The sequence below is a fragment of the Microbacterium sp. LMI12-1-1.1 genome, from assembly GCF_040676455.1.
GTDB lineage: Bacteria > Actinomycetota > Actinomycetes > Actinomycetales > Microbacteriaceae > Microbacterium.
The window spans coordinates 319,765-334,738 of sequence record NZ_JBEGIA010000015.1; the positions used below are offsets into that span (position 1 = coordinate 319,765).

The window sequence follows — 14,974 nt, forward strand, 5'->3', positions numbered from 1 at the left end:
GCGGCTGACGCCTCCGCTGCGCGAATAGGCTGAGTCCATGCGCCAGAACCCGAGCTTCGCGATGTCGGATGTCGGCGAGATCCGCCGCCTCATCGAGCAGAATCCGTGGGTCACGCTGGTCAGCTCCACGGACGCCGGGCTCGTCGCCTCGCACTACGCGGTGCTCCTGGACGCCGACCGGGACGACCTCACCATCGTGGGCCACGTCGGCAAGCCCGATGACCTCATCCACGGACTGGGCGAGCGCGAGCTTCTCGTCGTCGTGCAGGGCCCCCACGGGTACATCTCGCCCGGCTGGTACGGCGACGCGCAGAGCGTGCCGACCTGGAACTTCGTCTCGGCGCATCTCACCGGCGTCCCGGAGCTGCTGACGCCCGAGGAGAACCTCGAGGTGCTCGAACGCCTCGTGGCGCGCTTCGAGAGCGGCATGCCGCAGCCCCGGCTGATGTGGGCGCCTCCCAACGACCCCGAGTTCGTCCGTCGACTGGAGAAGGGGACGGCGGGGTTCCGCCTCACAGCCACCCGGGTCGTCGGCAAGCGCAAGCTCAGCCAGAACAAACCCGACGACGTCGTCGAGACGGTGATCGTCGAGCTCGCGGCCGGTGCGAGCCCCTACGCCGATCCACGGCTGCCGGCCGAGATGCGCCGCGACCTCGAGACCCGGAAGGCGGCCCGATGACGCTCGCCCGCGGTGACGCCCCCGACGTGATCGCGAACGCGCGGCTGACCGGATCCCAGCGCACGGACCCCTTCGGTTCCGACCCGGTCGACGTCCACCTCGCCGAGGGACTCGTCGTCGACATCGCGCCCGCAGGCGCGCTGCCGCGCAGAGGTCGCGTGCTCGACGCCGGCGGCGGCTGCCTCATCCCCGGTCTCTGGGACCACCACGTGCACACCGTGCAGTGGGCGCTCACCGCGCAGCGCATCGCTCTGGGCCAGGCCGAGTCCGCCGCGCACGCGGCCGCGCTCATGTCGGCCGCGCAGACGATGTCCGACGGGCGCCGCGTGGGCAGCGGATACCGCGACGCGTTCTGGGCCGACGCACCGGACCTCGCCGTCCTCGACGCGGCGACCGGCGAGGTGCCGGCCTACCTCATCAACGCCGACGTGCACAGCGTGTGGCTCAACACCGCCGCTCTCCGCCGCGAGGGATTCGCGCCCGACGGCATCGGCGTACTCCGCGAGGGGCCGGCGTTCGAGATATCGCGGCGGCTCAATGCCGTCGACGCGTCGGTGTCGGATCCGCTCGTCGGCCGTATGGCGCAGGATGCCGCCTCCCGCGGCGTCGTGGGGCTCGTCGATCTCGACATGGCGTGGAACGAGGACGCCTGGATGCGCCGCCTCGCGGACGGCTTCGACGCCCTGCGGGTCGTGTTCGGCATCTACCCCGAGCTCCTCGACCGGGCCGTCGCGGAGGGACTGCAGACGGGCGATGTCGCCCGGGGTACGGCATCCGACCTGGTCCGCGTCGGTCCGCTCAAGGTGATCACGGACGGCTCGCTGGGCACCCGCACGGCGGCGACGTCCCAGGCCTATCCGGGCGATCCGCACAACCACGGACTGCTGACGGTCGATCTCGCCACGCTGGTCGATCTGATGACACGCGCGACCGCGGCCGGCATCGCCTCCGCGATCCACGCGATCGGCGACGTGGCGAACTCCCACGCGCTCGACGCGTTCGCGGCGACGGGCGCGTGGGGCACGATCGAGCACGCCCAGCTCGTCGCTCACGCCGACATCCCGCGGTTCGCGCGTCTGGGCGTGGGCGCGAGCGTGCAGCCCGAGCACGCGCTGGACGACCGCGACCTCACCGACAGGGTCTGGGCGGGCCAGACCGCACAGGCCTACCCGCTGCGCGCTCTCGCCGACACCGGGGCGAACCTGCTGTTCGGGTCGGATGCGCCGGTGGCGCCGCTCGATCCGTGGGCGACGATGGCGGCGGCGGTGTTCCGGACGCGCGACGGTCGCGACGCCTGGCAGCCCGGGCAGCGAGTGGATGCCGCCACCGCGCTCTCGGCATCCACCCGCGGCGGGTCGACCGAGCCTGCTCGGATCGAGCCGGGCGACGTGGCCGACCTCGCGATCTGCGAGCGGGACCCGCTCACCGCCGACGAGGCGGGGCTCCGCGGCATGCGCGTCGGCGCGACGCTCCTGGCGGGACGCCTGACCCACCTGGCGTAAAGCCCTCCCCGCCGTGCGGGGGTCTTCCCCCGTACGGGTTCGGGAGGGGGTCGGATGCCGCCGCGACGCCGTCGTCGCGAGGCTGGATGCATGACCTTCCCCCCGTCCACGCAGCGACCCCCGCAGCCGCCGTCCCCGCCCACCATGGCGCCGCCGAGCGCGACACCGCGTCGGCGACGTCGCCGGCGGCTCATCATCGTCCTCGTCGCGATCCCGCTGGCCGTCATCGCCCTCCTCATCGCCGCCGGCGGGATCTGGTTCGCCACCAACGCCGTGCGCGCCACGCCTCCCGCTGTCGGCGCGATCGACTTCCGCGCGCCGCTCGCGGTCCCACCGCTGGCGCCGTCGCATGTCGAGGACGGCGTGCGCGTCTTCGAGCTGACCGCCCAGGAGGGCCGCTCGTCGCTCGTTCCGGAGGGGCAGACGCCGACTCTCGGCTACGACGGCGCCTACCTGGGCCCCACGCTCGTCGCCGAGCGCGGGGAGCAGGTGCGCGTCGACGTGACCAACGGCCTCGCCGATCCGACGACCGTGCACTGGCACGGCATGCACCTTCCTGCCGCCATGGACGGCGGCCCCTACTCGCCGATCACCGCGGGTGCCTCGTGGCAGCCGGAGTGGACGATCGACCAGCCCGCGGCCACCCTCTGGTATCACCCGCACCTGCACGGACGCACACGTGAGCAGGTCGACGCGGGGCTCGCCGGCATGTTCCTGGTGCGGGACGCAGAGGAGGCCGCGCTCGCCCTGCCCCGCGAGTATGGCGTCGACGATCTCCCCGTCATCGTGCAGGACCGCTCCTTCAACTCCGACGGGTCGTTCGCCGGCGGTCTCGGCATGCAGTTCGACGGGGTGCTCGGCGACACGATCCTGGTCAACGGCACCGTGGCGCCGTACCTCGACGTCACGACCGAGCGGGTGCGCCTGCGTCTTCTGAACGGCTCGAGCGCACGTATGTACGACTTCGCGTTCGCCGACGACCGCGAGTTCGCCCTCATCGGCACCGACGGCGGCCTGCTCGAGGCGCCCGTCACGGCGACAGACATCCCGCTGTCGCCGGGTGAGCGCGCCGAGATCGTGGTGTCCGTGAAGCCGGGGGAGCGCATCGTGCTGCGGTCCCTGGCGCCGGACCCGGCGCTCAACGCGGGTGCGGCCGGCTTCGACGTGATGGAGCTGCGGGCCGCGGCATCCCTCGCAGCCTCACCGGAGGTGCCGTCGCGGCTTGCGGACATGCCGGCGGCAGATGCGAGCGGTGCCGCAGCCGAGCGCGACTTCGTCATGTCGGGCCACAACATCAACGACCGGCAGATGGACCTGGGCCGCGCGGACGTCGTCGCCACCGTCGACACCAGCGAGGTGTGGACCGTGCGCAACGAGAATCCGCTGCCGCACTCGTTCCACGTGCACGACACGCAGTTCCGCATCCTCAGTGTCGACGGCGCCCCGCCGCCGGCCCGGCTGGCCGGCTTCAAAGACACGATCGCGCTCGAGCGCGACCGCGAGTACCGGCTGCTGGTGCGGTTCGACGACTACGCCGATCCGACCACTCCGTACATGTACCACTGCCACCTGCTGTGGCACGAGGACCAGGGCATGATGGGACAGTTCCTGGTCGTCGAACCGGGCCAGCAGCCCGACCTGAAGCGTCCCGAGGGAGACACCGATGACCGTCACGACCACTGAGCCGGCCGCGCTGCAGCCGGACGCGTCCCGACCCGTCAGCGGGTTCTGGGCCTCCTATGGGCGGGCCTGGATCCGTACGCCGGGCAGCGCCCTCTACCTCCTGGCGGTCTTCGTCCTCGCGATGATCTCGATCAGCGTGCTGGCCCCGCTGTTCTGGACGAGCGTCGGTCTCCTGGTCATCCTGATCGGCTTGCCGCTGGGGGTGCTCACCCTGCTCATCGCGAGAGGATTCGGCGTCGCCGACCGGTTCCTGCTGCTGCTCACCGGTCTTCCCGAGATCGAGGAGCCGGAGTGGAACCGGGACAGGTCGGACAGCACCGGCTTCTGGATGACGCTCACGCGACCCATCCGCAACGCGCATTACTGGCTCTACCTGGTGCACGGCATGATCGTGAGCCCCGTCATCAGCACCATCTCGTTCGCACTGACGACGGTGTGGCTGAGCATCGGCCTCGGCGGACTGACCTACTGGTTCTGGGGAGCGTTCCTCCCTCGCGGCGGCAGCGACGGCGCCGACGGCGAATGGGGCCGATTCGTCGCCGACTACCTGCCGTGGCTGTTCGGCGGATGGTCGAGCTGGGCTGTCGAGGTCGCGCTGTACTTCCTCGCCGGCATCCTCTTCACGGCCACCATGCCGTGGGTGCTGGGCGGACTGGCCCGCGGTCACCACGCCGTCGCCAGGGGCATGCTCGGCCGCTGGAACTCCGATGACCTCGCCGCCGAGGTGCGCGCGGAGTCCGCCGCCCGCAGCGCCGCGGTGCACGCCGAGGACGTCGCCCTGCGCCGCCTCGAGCGCGACATCCACGATGGTCCCCAGCAGCGCCTCGTGCGCCTGCAGATGGACCTGGCCGCGCTCGAGCGCCGGGCCGAAGCCGGAGACGCGGATGCCGCCGCCGAACTCGCCCGTGAGGCCCGCGGCCACGCCAAGGCGGCGCTCGATGAGCTGCGTGCGCTGTCCAGCGGGGTCGCGCCTCCGCTCCTTCAGGATCGCGGCCTCGCCGCCGCGCTCGACGCTCTGGCGGCCGGCTCGCCGTTGTGGGCGCAGGTCGAGATCGATCCGGCCATCGACCGGGCCGTGAGCCAGGAAGTGGCGCGGACGGTGTACTTCGTGGTGGCCGAGCTGATGACCAACGCCGTGAAGCATTCCGGCGCGACAGCCGCGACGGTGCGCGCGTCGCTTCGCCGCAACGCGGCCGGCGCGCCCACCCACCTCGATGTCTGGGTCGTCGACAACGGTCGCGGAGGCGCCGTCATCACGACGGGCCACGGCCTCGAGGGGCTGCGCGAGCGCGTCGCGGGCCTGCGCGGCGTCCTCGTCGTGACGAGCCCCGCCGGCGGCCCCACCTCCGTCGGAGCGCACATCCCGCTGGCGGTCGCGTCATGACCGATGCCTATTCTGAGGAGATGGCCGCCTCGCACGACTCCGCCGCGCTCCGCGTCGTCCTCTTCGAAGACTCGGTCCTGCTGCGCGAGGGGCTCGTCCGGCTGTTCGACGAGGCCGGCTACACGACCGCGGGCGCGTGGGGCGATGCGCAGGATGTCGTGGCGCGGGTCCGCGAGGCGCGTGCCGACGTCGCGATCCTGGACGTGCGCCTGCCGCCGGGCTTCCGCGACGAGGGGATCCGTGCCGCCCTCGCCGTACGCGCCGCCCTTCCCCACGTCGGCATCCTCGTCCTGAGCCAGTACGTCGAGGGCGTCTACGCGCGTGAGCTCCTCGCGGGCGGCGAGGGCGGGGTCGGCTATCTCCTGAAGGATCGCGTCACGTCCCTCGACGAGTTCACGGATGCCGTCCGCCGCGTCCGCGAGCGCGGCACGGTGCTCGACCCGCTCGTCGTGCAGGGGCTGCTGTCGGCCCGGCCCGACCCGCTGGCGGCGCTGACCCCGCGCGAACGGGACGTGCTCACGCTCATGGCGGAGGGACGCAGCAATGCCAGCATCGCCGAGCGGCTCTTCATCGGGGTCGGAGCGGTCGAGAAGAACATCAGCGCGATCTTCGCGAAGCTCGGGCTGGAGGAGTCGGGTACCGAGCATCGCCGCGTGCTCGCGGTCCTCGCCTTCCTGCAGCATCCCTGAGACGACGAAGACCCCCGGACTCCCGGGGGTCTTCGTTCGAGATCAGGTCACTCGGCGAGGTGCGCGAAGAGGAACCAGCGGTCCTTCTCGAGCGACTCCTTGATGCCGATCGCGATGTCCTGGCTCGTCAGGTCGAACTCGTCCAGTCCGTCGATCGCCGCCTGGACGTCCGCGATGACGGTGTCCATGTCGGTGATCACGTTGCGGATGAGCGCGTCCCACTGCGTGAATCCGGCGGGTACGGCCGTCGCGGTCTTCTGGGCCACCGTGCCGACACGGGCGTCGACCGGCAGGCCGAGGGCGACGATGCGCTCCGCGGCCTGGTCCGCGCCATCCTGGGCGTGGGCGACGACCGAGTCGAGGAGCTCGTGGATCGCGATGAAATTCGCGCCGCGCACGTTCCAGTGCGCCTGCTTCCCGTTCACGGCCAGGGCCTGCAGGCCCAGGACGACGGGGGTGAGGAACTGCGCCGTCGCGGCGGCGACGTCGGGGTTCGCTGCGGTTGCGGGGGTGGTCTGGGTGTTCGTCATATCTGTCGCCTCCATCGTGCGGAGGGTCGCTCAGCTCGGCGATCGCCCTCCAGTGACTGCAACGCTACTCAGCGGGAGCCATTCCGCAAGCAAGACAAGGCTGGGCTAAACCGGCGAATCCGCGCTGTCGGTGCGGGCCGGACGCACGACAGCGGCTAACGTCGATTCGTGCCTTCCGCCGATCACGACCTCGGACCGCAGCATCTGAGCGTTCCCGCCAAGACCGTGACCCGCGAGCCTCGCGACCGCTCGCCCGAGCACGCCGAGCCGTCCCGGTTCATCCCGCATGTGCAGGGACTCCGCGCGATCGCCGTCCTCTGCGTCGTGCTGTACCACTTCTGGCCCGGCCGCCTCACAGGCGGCTACATCGGCGTCGACATCTTCTTCGTCATCTCGGGCTTCCTCATCACGGCGCACCTGATGCGCGAGCTCACCGCGACCGGCACGGTCCGGCTCGGCCAGTTCTGGGCGCGCCGCGCGCGCCGCCTGCTTCCGGCATCCCTCCTCGTCCTGCTGTTCTGTGCGGTCGTCGTCATGTCGCCGTACCTCATGCCCACGTCGGCTCTGCCGAACGAGGTGCGCGAGATCCTGGCATCGACCTTCTACGTCGAGAACTGGTACCTCGCGCTGAACTCGGCGGACTACCTCAACCACGCGGGCGCGCCGACCACCGTCCAGCACTACTGGTCGCTGTCGCTCGAAGAGCAGTTCTACGTGATGTGGCCGCTCATCATGCTGCTGGCGGCGTGGATCGGCGTGAAGTGGTTCCGCGGCGAGCGTCGCCGCACGGTCATCGCCGCGCTCGGGGTCGTCACCGCGGTGTCCTTCGTGTTCTGCGTGGTCTTCACGATCACGAACCCGGCGCCCGCGTACTTCGTCACGTTCGGCAGGATGTGGCAGTTCGGCGTGGGCGCGCTGATCGCGCTCGTCCCGATGCTGCGGGTGCGCAACGCCCTCGGCAGCTTCGTGCTCGGCTGGGCCGGCATCCTGCTCCTGCTCTACGTCGCCTTCACGTTCGATGCCCAGACGCCGTTCCCCGGGTACATGGCGGCGCTGCCCACGCTCGGTGCCGCCGCGGTGATCGCCGCATCCAACACCGACCGATGGTGGTACCCGACGCGCATCCTCGCCATCCGCCCCGCGCAGTTCGTCGGCGACATCTCGTATTCGCTCTACCTGTGGCACTGGCCCTTGATCGTCATCGCGCCGTCGGTGCCGTTCTGGGGTCTCACGATCTACCACCGCGTCGCGCTGCTGGGGCTGTGCTTCGTGCTCGCGTGGCTGACCAAGCGGTTCGTCGAAGACCCCGCGCGCGGCTGGAAGGTGCTGACCTCGCGGCCGCCACGGGTGACACTCTGGTCGGCCCTGGCCGCGATGATCGTCGTCGCTCTCGTCGCGAGCACCGCGTGGCTCGTCAACGCGCCGCTGTACAACCAGGGCACCCGCGACATCGCCGCGCTGCAGGAGAACCCGCCGGAGTGCTTCGGCGCGGCAGCGGTTCTCGACGCCTCCTGCGCCGGTGCCGACTTCGGCAGCGAGATCCTGCCCGCACCGGGGTTCGCCGGCATCGACCGCCCGGAGCACCCGCAGTGCTTCGTCCAGCTGACCGACTCGCGGCCGGTATCGTGCACCTTCGGCTCGGACGACGACGACGCCCCGCGCATCGCGCTCATCGGCGACAGCCACGCGTACCAGCTGCTCTCGACGTTCCAGCGGATGGCCGACGAGAACGGATGGCAGCTCGTCACCTGGTTCAAGGGCGCGTGCCCCTGGAACACGACGCCGCTGTCGACGCCTGGAGCCTTCGGCGCTGCGTGCACCGAATGGCGCGAGCGCGTGCAGAATGCGATCGACGGCGCCGACCTGGATGCCGTATTCACGGCGGCGCTGGCCACGACGCCGTATTCGTCCGCCGGGTACGACTCCTCCCACAACGCTGCCGTGGCCGGCTATCGCGAGGCGTGGAGCACGGTGATGGATCGCGGCATCCCCGTCATCACCGTCGTCGACAACCCGGTATGGGAGACCGACCCGAACAAGTGCCTCCGTACGCGCGACGTCGCGGAGTGCGACGGTGCCCGCTCGGACGTGCTCGTCGCCGACGACCCGCTCAAGGATGCGGCATCCGGTCTGGACACGGCGACGCTGCTCGACTTCACCGATGTCTACTGCGGCGCCGAGCTGTGCGCGCCGGTCGTCGGCGGTGCGAACATCTACCGCGACCAGGACCACGTCACGGTGACCTTCGCCGACACCCTCGCGCCCTGGTACACCGATGCCATCGAGACCGCGCTCGCGAAGAGAGGCCAGCCATGACGATCGCACCCGGAGCCTCGGTGCTCGCCGCCGCCGGGAGAACTCCCGACCTCGACCCCACGGCGTTCGTCGCCGCCGGCGCGCGCATCGTCGGGGGAGTGACCCTCGCCCCAGGCGCGAGCGTCTGGTACAACGCCGTGCTCCGCGCCGACGGCGACACGATCACCGTCGGCGCGAACAGCAACCTGCAGGACAACGTCTCGGTGCACGTCGATGCCGGCAAGCCCGTCGTGATCGGTGAGAACGTGTCGGTCGGCCACAACGCCGTCGTGCACGGCTGCACGATCGGCGACGGCTCGCTCATCGGCATGGGGGCGGTCGTGCTCAACGGCGCACGGATCGGATCGGGATGCCTCATCGCCGGCGGCGCGGTCGTGCTGGAGGGATCCGAGATCCCCGATGGCTCGCTCGTCGCCGGTGTGCCCGGCAAGGTGCGACGCGAGCTCACCGACGAGGAGCGCGCCGGCCTGCTCCAGAACGCCGAGCACTACCTGGCGCACGTGCGGGAGCACCTCGAGGCGAGTCCCGTGGTCTGAGCCCCGCACCGGCTGCGTGGGATCCCCGGACGGATCAGTCCCGCGGCTTCGTCGGCGGGTGGTGCTTGCCCCGGTGCACCTCGTAGAGGCGCACGTGTCCGGGCCACGCCGGGTCGTTCTCGATCGGCAGGTCGTCCATGAAATGCCGGATGACGTGCGCGAGCTGCCCGGGGTGACTGAAGTTGATCGCGTGCGCGGCGCCCTCCAGCATCACGACGAGCACGTGGCTGTCGGTCTGACTGGCGATCTCGTCGACGCGATGCGCGTGCGGCAGCAGCGGATCGCGCTGACCCAGCACGACGAGCGTCGGGATGTGCATCTCGAGCAGTCGCTGGAGTGACGGATACTGCGTGAGCGATCGGAACATGCGCACCGTGCTCGGCACGCCGAAGCGCACGTAGTCGGGCACCGCGACCCGCGCCATCTTGACCGGCTCTCTCGGTGCGTCCTGCGAGAGCTGCTTCATGGCCCGGCGCAGCGGCTGATTGAACAGTCCGCCGGCCGGGGAGACCAGCACGGCACGGTCGATTCTGTCGGGATATCGATGCGCGAACTCGATGATGACCGGGCATCCCATGGAGTTGCCGACGAGCGTCGCCTTCTCGACGCCCCGATCGTCGAGGAAATCGAGCGCGGCGCGAGCGAGGTCGGGGATGTCGAGCATGTCCCGCCGCTTGCCGCTCCGGCCGAAGCCGGGCAGGTCGGGCACGTAGGTGTGGAACTCGTCGGCGAGCATCTCGGCCGTCGGCAGCAGGTAGCGGCCCGACAGCCCGAAGCCGTGCACGTGCGCCATGACGCGAGGATCGCGGGACGGCCGCGGCGACTCGCGATAGAAGACGTCGACGTCGTCGATGCGCGTCCACTTCTCGGCGAGGCTGGATGCCGGGCGGCGCGGCAGCTTCTTCGGCGGTCCCGGTTGCGGGGCGGGGGTCGGGCTGCTCATCGCGGCTCCTCAGCGAGTTGGGAACGGTGCTGCTGTCAGTCTGCCCGCTGCGGCGCCGGCGCAATAGCGCGGATCGCGTGTACACGAGGGCCCCCGGCGGCGGCGGCCCCGGCCGTCGCTCGCGCTCGCAGCACCGCCCTGTGCGCGTCTCGCGCGGGCCAGTATGGTTGCCCCGTGGGAGCCTGTGAGGAGCGCCTGGATCCTGTCAGCTGCCGGCTCGACGTCGTCGTCACTCTGCTGGAGAGCCAGAGTCGAGTGGGGCTGATCGCCCTCGTCGTCGCGCTCATCTCGGCTGCGGTGGCCACGGTGCTGGCCGTAGCGGCACTGCGGGCGTCGTCGGCTGCGAATCGGCTGGCCGCCCAGAACGTGGACCTCATCCGCCGGTCCGAGCGGCGGCGACTCGTCGATGCGCTCGAGGCCTACCGGGCATCGCGAGCCAAGGACATGGGTCTCGGACAGCGCAGCGGCATTCGGCACTATCTTCCCCTCGCGCGAGGCATCATCGCCGAGATCGACGAGCCCAACGCCGAGGTGCTGACGGGCTGGCTCACGACGGCGATCGACACGATCATCGACGATCCCGATGCCACAGAGCGCCGCCTGGACCGGCACCGCCTCCGGATGGAGTTTCCTCCCGTCGCGGCGTCGTGGCTGAGCCACCCCGAAACGTTCCGCCCCCAGCCTTTCCTCCGGCGGTCCGAGCAGCAGGCGCGCAGTCGCGGGGCGGGCGATGGATCCGGGTGACCGTTCGGACGGCATCCACGCGAAAGGCCCGCCGCACGCCTTCGGCGGTACGTCGGGCCCCGTGGAGGGGATGACGGGAATCGAACCCGCACCATCAGTTTGGAAGACTGAGGCTCTACCATTGAGCTACATCCCCGTGCGCCCGCGAACGGGCACCGCCCAATCGTAGTACATCGCGGCGGTCATCCTTTTCCGACCCGCAGCCCCGACGCGCGGCTGAGGGAAGGAATGCTGCGATGGAACGCACGGGCAGGCAAGTGGTCGAAGCGCTCGTGGCGACGCTCAACGCCGGCGAGATCGGCGGAATGGACGATCTGTTCCACGACGACGCCGTCATGGAGTGGCCCCAATCCGGGGAGCGCATCGTCGGCGCCGCCAATCGCCGCGCGATCTACGGCGCCTTCCCGCGGCTTCCGAGCATCTCGCCCCGGCGGCTCACCGGCGAGGGCGACGTGTGGGTGCTGCAGGCAGATCTCGACTATGGCGACGGCGATCCCTATCAGACGGTCTTCCTCTTCGAGCTGCGCGACGGTCGCATCGCGAAAGAGACCGCGTACTGGACGAAGCCGTTTCCGGCTCCCGCCTGGCGAGCCGCCTGGGTGGAGTCGATCTGAGGCCCGCGCAGGTAGGGCACGGGCAGGTCGGCTAGACTTCTCGGGGCCGAAAGGCGCACGCACGCGTGCGAACCCGCCCGGGGCGTAGCTCAGCTTGGTAGAGCGCCCGCTTTGGGAGCGGGAGGCCGCAGGTTCAAATCCTGTCGCCCCGACATCACGGCCCTCAGAATTCCGAACCCAGACCTTCAACTGCCGCGTCCTCGCGCGGTCCGATAGAGGAGAAGTACAGGCATGGTGAACAGCACCGTCGAGAAGCTCAGCCCGACCCGGGTGAAGCTGCACATCACGGTCAGCCCCGACGAGCTCAAGCCGTCGATCAAGCACGCGTACGAGCACATCGCGCAGGACGTGCAGATCCCCGGCTTCCGCAAGGGCAAGGTGCCCGCACCGATCATCGACCAGCGCATCGGGCGCGTCGCGGTGCTCGAGCACGCCGTCAGCGAAGGCCTCGACACCTTCTACCGCGAGGCCGCGGCGGCGCACGAGCTGCGCGTGCTCGGCCGCCCGTCGGCCGAGGTCACCGAGTGGCCGAATGAGAAGGACTTCTCGGGCGACCTCGAGGTCACCGTCGAGGTCGACGTGCGCCCCGAGTTCGACCTTCCGTCGTTCGAGGGCACCACCGTCGAGGTCGACGCCATCGAGGTCGACGAGGCCGCCATCGACGAAGAGCTCGACCGCCTGCGCGCCCGCTTCGGCACGCTCGTCACCGTCGACCGCCCCGCCGCCACCGGCGACTTCGTGGAGCTCGACCTCGTCGCCACCATCGACGACGCCGAGATCGACCGCGCCGAGGGCGTGTCGTACGAGGTCGGCTCGGGCGAGCTCCTCGAGGGCATCGACGAGGCGATCGACTCCCTGACCGCCGGTGAGGACACCACGTTCCGCTCGAAGCTCGTCGGCGGCGACCACGCCGGTGACGAGGCCGAGGTCTCGGTGACCGTCAAGGCCGTCAAGGAGCGCGAGCTTCCCGAGGCAGACGACGACTTCGCTCAGATCGCGAGCGAGTTCGACACCATCGCCGAGCTGCGCGACAGCCTCAAGGAGCGCGTCGGCCAGCAGGGCGCGTTCACGCAGGGCTCGGCCGCGCGCGACAAGCTGATCGAGACGCTGCTCGAGCAGGTCGAGATCCCCGTTCCGCCGCAGCTCATCGAGGACGAGGTGCACAACCACCTCGAGGGCGAGGGTCGTCTCGAGGACGACGTGCACCGGGCCGAGGTCGCCGAGGCGAGCGAGAAGCAGTTCAAGACGCAGATGCTCCTCGACAAGATCGCCGAGACGGTCAACGTGCAGGTCTCGCAGGACGAGCTCACGCAGTACCTCGTGCAGTCCGCCGCCCAGTACGGCATGGCTCCGCAGGAGTTCGTGAACGCGCTGCAGGAGGGCAACCAGCTCCCCGCCATGATCGGCGAGGTCGCCCGCAACAAGGCTCTGGCCGTCGCGCTCGGCAAGGTCACCGTCGTCGACACCAACGGCAACCCGGTCGACCTCAGCGGCTTCGTCGCCACGGAGGACGAGGCCGCGGACGAGGAAGAGGTCGTGGAGGAGGCGGAGGAGATCGCGGATGCCGCGGCCGACGCCGACGCCGTGATCGAGGCCGAGGAGGCCGCGAAGCCCGCCAAGAAGGCTCCTGCGCGCAAGCCCGCCGCCAAGAAGGCCGCCGAGGCCGCCGACGCCGACGAGGCCGCCGCTGAGAAGGCTCCGGCCAAGAAGGCGCCCGCGAAGAAGGCTCCGGCGAAGAAGGCCGCCGCCGCCGAGTGACGCGCACTTCGGCCGGCACTCGCGCAGTGACCGATTGAGACAAGAGGACGGATGCCGCGGCATCCGTCCTCTTGCGTCCGGCGCCCGCTCTGCCCAGGGCGAACACGGGCGGGTCGCTCGTGGCGCGCCGGTAGATTCGATGGCGACCCAAGGAAACAGGAGTACACATGGCCGAACCACTTGTCGCGACCAGCGTCTTCGACAGGCTGCTGAAGGACCGCATCATCTGGCTGGGGTCGGAGGTGCGCGACGACAACGCCAACGAGATCTGCGCGAAGATCCTGCTGCTCGCCGCTGAGGACTCCGAGAAGGACATCTACCTCTACATCAACTCGCCCGGTGGCTCGATCACCGCCGGCATGGCGATCTACGACACCATGCAGTTCGTGCCCAACGACATCGTGACCGTCGGCATCGGCATGGCTGCGTCGATGGGACAGCTGCTGCTGACCGCCGGCACGAAGGGCAAGCGCTACATCACGCCCAACGCCCGCGTGCTGCTGCACCAGCCGCACGGCGGCTTCGGCGGCACCTCGAGCGACATCCAGACCCAGGCCCAGCTGATCCTCGACATGAAGAAGCGACTGGCCGAGATCACGGCGTCGCAGACCGGCAAGACCGTCGAGCAGATCAACGCCGACGGCGACCGCGACCGCTGGTTCACGGCCCCCGAGGCGCTCGATTACGGCTTCGTCGACCACATCCGCGACTCGGCCCTCGACGTCATCGGCGGCGGCGGCACCGCCGGAACCGCGAGCTGACGGCACCCGAAGGCGAAAGAGAGAGAACCCGAATGCAGACCCCCACCTTCGGCGGCGCGCCGCTGGCACCTCAGGGCCTCCAGATGCCCGGCAGCCGCTACATCCTGCCGCAGTTCGAGGAGCGCACGGCCTACGGCTACAAGCGCCAGGACCCGTACAACAAGCTGTTCGAGGACCGCGTGATCTTCCTGGGCGTCCAGGTCGACGACGCGTCGGCGGATGACGTCATGGCCCAGCTCCTCGTGCTCGAGAGCCAGGATCCCGACCGCGACATCATCATGTACATCAACTCGCCCGGCGGCTCGTTCACGGCGATGACTGCGATTTACGACACCATGCAGTACGTGTCGCCGCAGATCCAGACGGTCGTGCTCGGTCAGGCCGCCTCGGCGGCTGCCGTGCTGCTGGCCGCCGGCGCCCCCGGCAAGCGCCTCGCGCTGCCGAACGCCCGCATCCTGATCCACCAGCCCGCCGTCGGCGAGGCCGGGCACGGTCAGGCGTCCGACATCGAGATCCAGGCCGCGGAGATCCTCCGTATGCGGACGTGGCTCGAAGAGACGCTCGCGAAGCACTCGAACAAGACGCAGGCAGAGGTGAACAAGGACATCGACCGCGACAAGATCCTCTCCGCCGAGGAGAGCGTCGCATACGGTCTCGTCGACCAGGTGCTCACCACGCGCAAGCGCGGCCAGCAGGCGGCGCTGACGAAGTAGTCGCTTCGACAGCAGCGGTTCTTCGACGCCCCGTCGTCCGGATTCTCCGGCGGCGGGGCGTCGTCGTGCTCCCGGGTGCCTCGTCCGCTCAGCGCGAAACCGACGATTCCACAACGTGCGTC

Annotated in this window: 14 protein-coding genes and 2 tRNA genes; 13 read left to right on the forward strand and 3 right to left on the reverse strand. The window is 70.2% G+C overall.

The window, feature by feature from the left end:
* Positions 1–37: 37 nt before the first annotated feature.
* The 5 genes from MRBLMI12_RS15475 to MRBLMI12_RS15495 all read left to right on the forward strand — a co-directional run bounded on the left by MRBLMI12_RS15475 (position 38) and on the right by MRBLMI12_RS15495 (position 5,937).
* The gene (locus MRBLMI12_RS15475; RefSeq protein ID WP_363357270.1) at positions 38–679 is read left to right on the forward strand and encodes an FMN-binding negative transcriptional regulator; all 642 of its coding nucleotides are present in this window, start codon (positions 38–40) and stop codon (positions 677–679) included.
* Complete coding sequence (locus MRBLMI12_RS15480; RefSeq protein WP_363357271.1) at positions 676–2,181, forward strand: amidohydrolase; 1,506 nt, start codon at positions 676–678, stop codon at positions 2,179–2,181. The genes MRBLMI12_RS15475 and MRBLMI12_RS15480 overlap by 4 nt, the downstream gene beginning before the upstream one ends.
* 90 nt (positions 2,182–2,271) lie before the next feature.
* The gene (locus tag MRBLMI12_RS15485; protein WP_363357272.1) at positions 2,272–3,864 is read left to right on the forward strand and encodes a multicopper oxidase family protein; all 1,593 of its coding nucleotides are present in this window, start codon (positions 2,272–2,274) and stop codon (positions 3,862–3,864) included.
* A complete protein-coding gene (locus MRBLMI12_RS15490) occupies positions 3,845–5,248 on the forward strand; it encodes a sensor histidine kinase (protein ID WP_363357273.1) in 1,404 nt (467 codons plus the stop codon). Before MRBLMI12_RS15485 ends, MRBLMI12_RS15490 begins: the two co-directional genes overlap by 20 nt.
* Positions 5,249–5,268: 20 nt before the next feature.
* Complete coding sequence (locus tag MRBLMI12_RS15495) at positions 5,269–5,937, forward strand: response regulator transcription factor (RefSeq protein WP_331905627.1); 669 nt, start codon at positions 5,269–5,271, stop codon at positions 5,935–5,937.
* 47 nt (positions 5,938–5,984) lie between these two features.
* On the opposite strand, the gene MRBLMI12_RS15500 is transcribed toward MRBLMI12_RS15495, so the two are convergent.
* Positions 5,985–6,467 (reverse strand): Dps family protein, encoded by a 483-nt coding sequence (locus MRBLMI12_RS15500; protein WP_163630393.1) that lies wholly within the window; start codon positions 6,465–6,467, stop codon positions 5,985–5,987.
* 168 nt (positions 6,468–6,635) lie between these two features.
* Between MRBLMI12_RS15500 and MRBLMI12_RS15505 the strand changes: the two genes are divergently transcribed.
* Together MRBLMI12_RS15505 and MRBLMI12_RS15510 are read left to right on the forward strand one after the other, a co-directional pair.
* Positions 6,636–8,783: an acyltransferase family protein gene (locus MRBLMI12_RS15505; RefSeq protein WP_363357274.1), complete on the forward strand. Its 2,148-nt coding sequence runs from the start codon at positions 6,636–6,638 to the stop codon at positions 8,781–8,783.
* Entirely contained in the window at positions 8,780–9,319 is a 540-nt protein-coding gene (locus MRBLMI12_RS15510; protein WP_349427389.1) for a gamma carbonic anhydrase family protein, read from the forward strand. The genes MRBLMI12_RS15505 and MRBLMI12_RS15510 overlap by 4 nt, the downstream gene beginning before the upstream one ends.
* A 34-nt stretch (positions 9,320–9,353) precedes the next feature.
* Here MRBLMI12_RS15510 and MRBLMI12_RS15515 read toward each other — a convergent pair whose 3' ends face one another.
* Positions 9,354–10,262, reverse strand: a complete 909-nt coding sequence (locus MRBLMI12_RS15515) for an alpha/beta fold hydrolase (protein WP_363357275.1) — start codon at positions 10,260–10,262, stop codon at positions 9,354–9,356.
* 174 nt (positions 10,263–10,436) lie between these two features.
* Here MRBLMI12_RS15515 and MRBLMI12_RS15520 point away from each other — a divergent pair, with 174 nt between their 5' ends.
* On the forward strand, positions 10,437–11,006 hold the full coding sequence (locus MRBLMI12_RS15520) for a hypothetical protein (protein WP_363357276.1): 570 nt from the start codon (positions 10,437–10,439) through the stop codon (positions 11,004–11,006).
* A 62-nt stretch (positions 11,007–11,068) separates the two neighbouring features.
* Here the strand turns inward: MRBLMI12_RS15520 and MRBLMI12_RS15525 are convergent.
* Positions 11,069–11,142 (reverse strand) — tRNA-Gly (locus tag MRBLMI12_RS15525).
* A gap of 100 nt (positions 11,143–11,242) precedes the next feature.
* Here MRBLMI12_RS15525 and MRBLMI12_RS15530 point away from each other — a divergent pair.
* The 5 genes from MRBLMI12_RS15530 (at position 11,243) to MRBLMI12_RS15550 (ending at position 14,852) form a co-directional block, all read left to right on the forward strand.
* Positions 11,243–11,620, forward strand: a complete 378-nt coding sequence (locus MRBLMI12_RS15530; protein WP_363357277.1) for a nuclear transport factor 2 family protein — start codon at positions 11,243–11,245, stop codon at positions 11,618–11,620.
* A 78-nt stretch (positions 11,621–11,698) separates the two neighbouring features.
* Positions 11,699–11,772 (forward strand) — tRNA-Pro (locus tag MRBLMI12_RS15535).
* A 79-nt stretch (positions 11,773–11,851) separates the two neighbouring features.
* The gene (tig, locus tag MRBLMI12_RS15540; protein WP_363357278.1) at positions 11,852–13,378 is read left to right on the forward strand and encodes a trigger factor; all 1,527 of its coding nucleotides are present in this window, start codon (positions 11,852–11,854) and stop codon (positions 13,376–13,378) included.
* Positions 13,379–13,545: 167 nt separating this feature from the next.
* Complete coding sequence (locus MRBLMI12_RS15545) at positions 13,546–14,139, forward strand: ATP-dependent Clp protease proteolytic subunit (RefSeq protein WP_349427394.1); 594 nt, start codon at positions 13,546–13,548, stop codon at positions 14,137–14,139.
* 32 nt (positions 14,140–14,171) lie between these two features.
* The gene (locus MRBLMI12_RS15550) at positions 14,172–14,852 is read left to right on the forward strand and encodes an ATP-dependent Clp protease proteolytic subunit (RefSeq protein WP_308867092.1); all 681 of its coding nucleotides are present in this window, start codon (positions 14,172–14,174) and stop codon (positions 14,850–14,852) included.
* Positions 14,853–14,974 lie beyond the last annotated feature (122 nt).

What these genes read in the sequence shown, in the direction of transcription:
- MRBLMI12_RS15475 (WP_363357270.1), top strand. Translation starts at nt 38, where the DNA reads ATGCGCCAGAACCCGAGCTTCGCGATGTCGGATGTCGGCGAGATCCGC.
- MRBLMI12_RS15480 (WP_363357271.1), top strand. Translation starts at nt 676, where the DNA reads ATGACGCTCGCCCGCGGTGACGCCCCCGACGTGATCGCGAACGCGCGG.
- MRBLMI12_RS15485 (WP_363357272.1), top strand. Translation starts at nt 2,272, where the DNA reads ATGACCTTCCCCCCGTCCACGCAGCGACCCCCGCAGCCGCCGTCCCCG.
- MRBLMI12_RS15490 (WP_363357273.1), top strand. Translation starts at nt 3,845, where the DNA reads ATGACCGTCACGACCACTGAGCCGGCCGCGCTGCAGCCGGACGCGTCC.
- MRBLMI12_RS15495 (WP_331905627.1), top strand. Translation starts at nt 5,269, where the DNA reads ATGGCCGCCTCGCACGACTCCGCCGCGCTCCGCGTCGTCCTCTTCGAA.
- MRBLMI12_RS15500 (WP_163630393.1), bottom strand. Translation starts at nt 6,467, where the DNA reads ATGACGAACACCCAGACCACCCCCGCAACCGCAGCGAACCCCGACGTC.
- MRBLMI12_RS15510 (WP_349427389.1), top strand. Translation starts at nt 8,780, where the DNA reads ATGACGATCGCACCCGGAGCCTCGGTGCTCGCCGCCGCCGGGAGAACT.
- MRBLMI12_RS15515 (WP_363357275.1), bottom strand. Translation starts at nt 10,262, where the DNA reads ATGAGCAGCCCGACCCCCGCCCCGCAACCGGGACCGCCGAAGAAGCTG.
- MRBLMI12_RS15530 (WP_363357277.1), top strand. Translation starts at nt 11,243, where the DNA reads ATGGAACGCACGGGCAGGCAAGTGGTCGAAGCGCTCGTGGCGACGCTC.
- tig (WP_363357278.1), top strand. Translation starts at nt 11,852, where the DNA reads ATGGTGAACAGCACCGTCGAGAAGCTCAGCCCGACCCGGGTGAAGCTG.
- MRBLMI12_RS15545 (WP_349427394.1), top strand. Translation starts at nt 13,546, where the DNA reads ATGGCCGAACCACTTGTCGCGACCAGCGTCTTCGACAGGCTGCTGAAG.
- MRBLMI12_RS15550 (WP_308867092.1), top strand. Translation starts at nt 14,172, where the DNA reads ATGCAGACCCCCACCTTCGGCGGCGCGCCGCTGGCACCTCAGGGCCTC.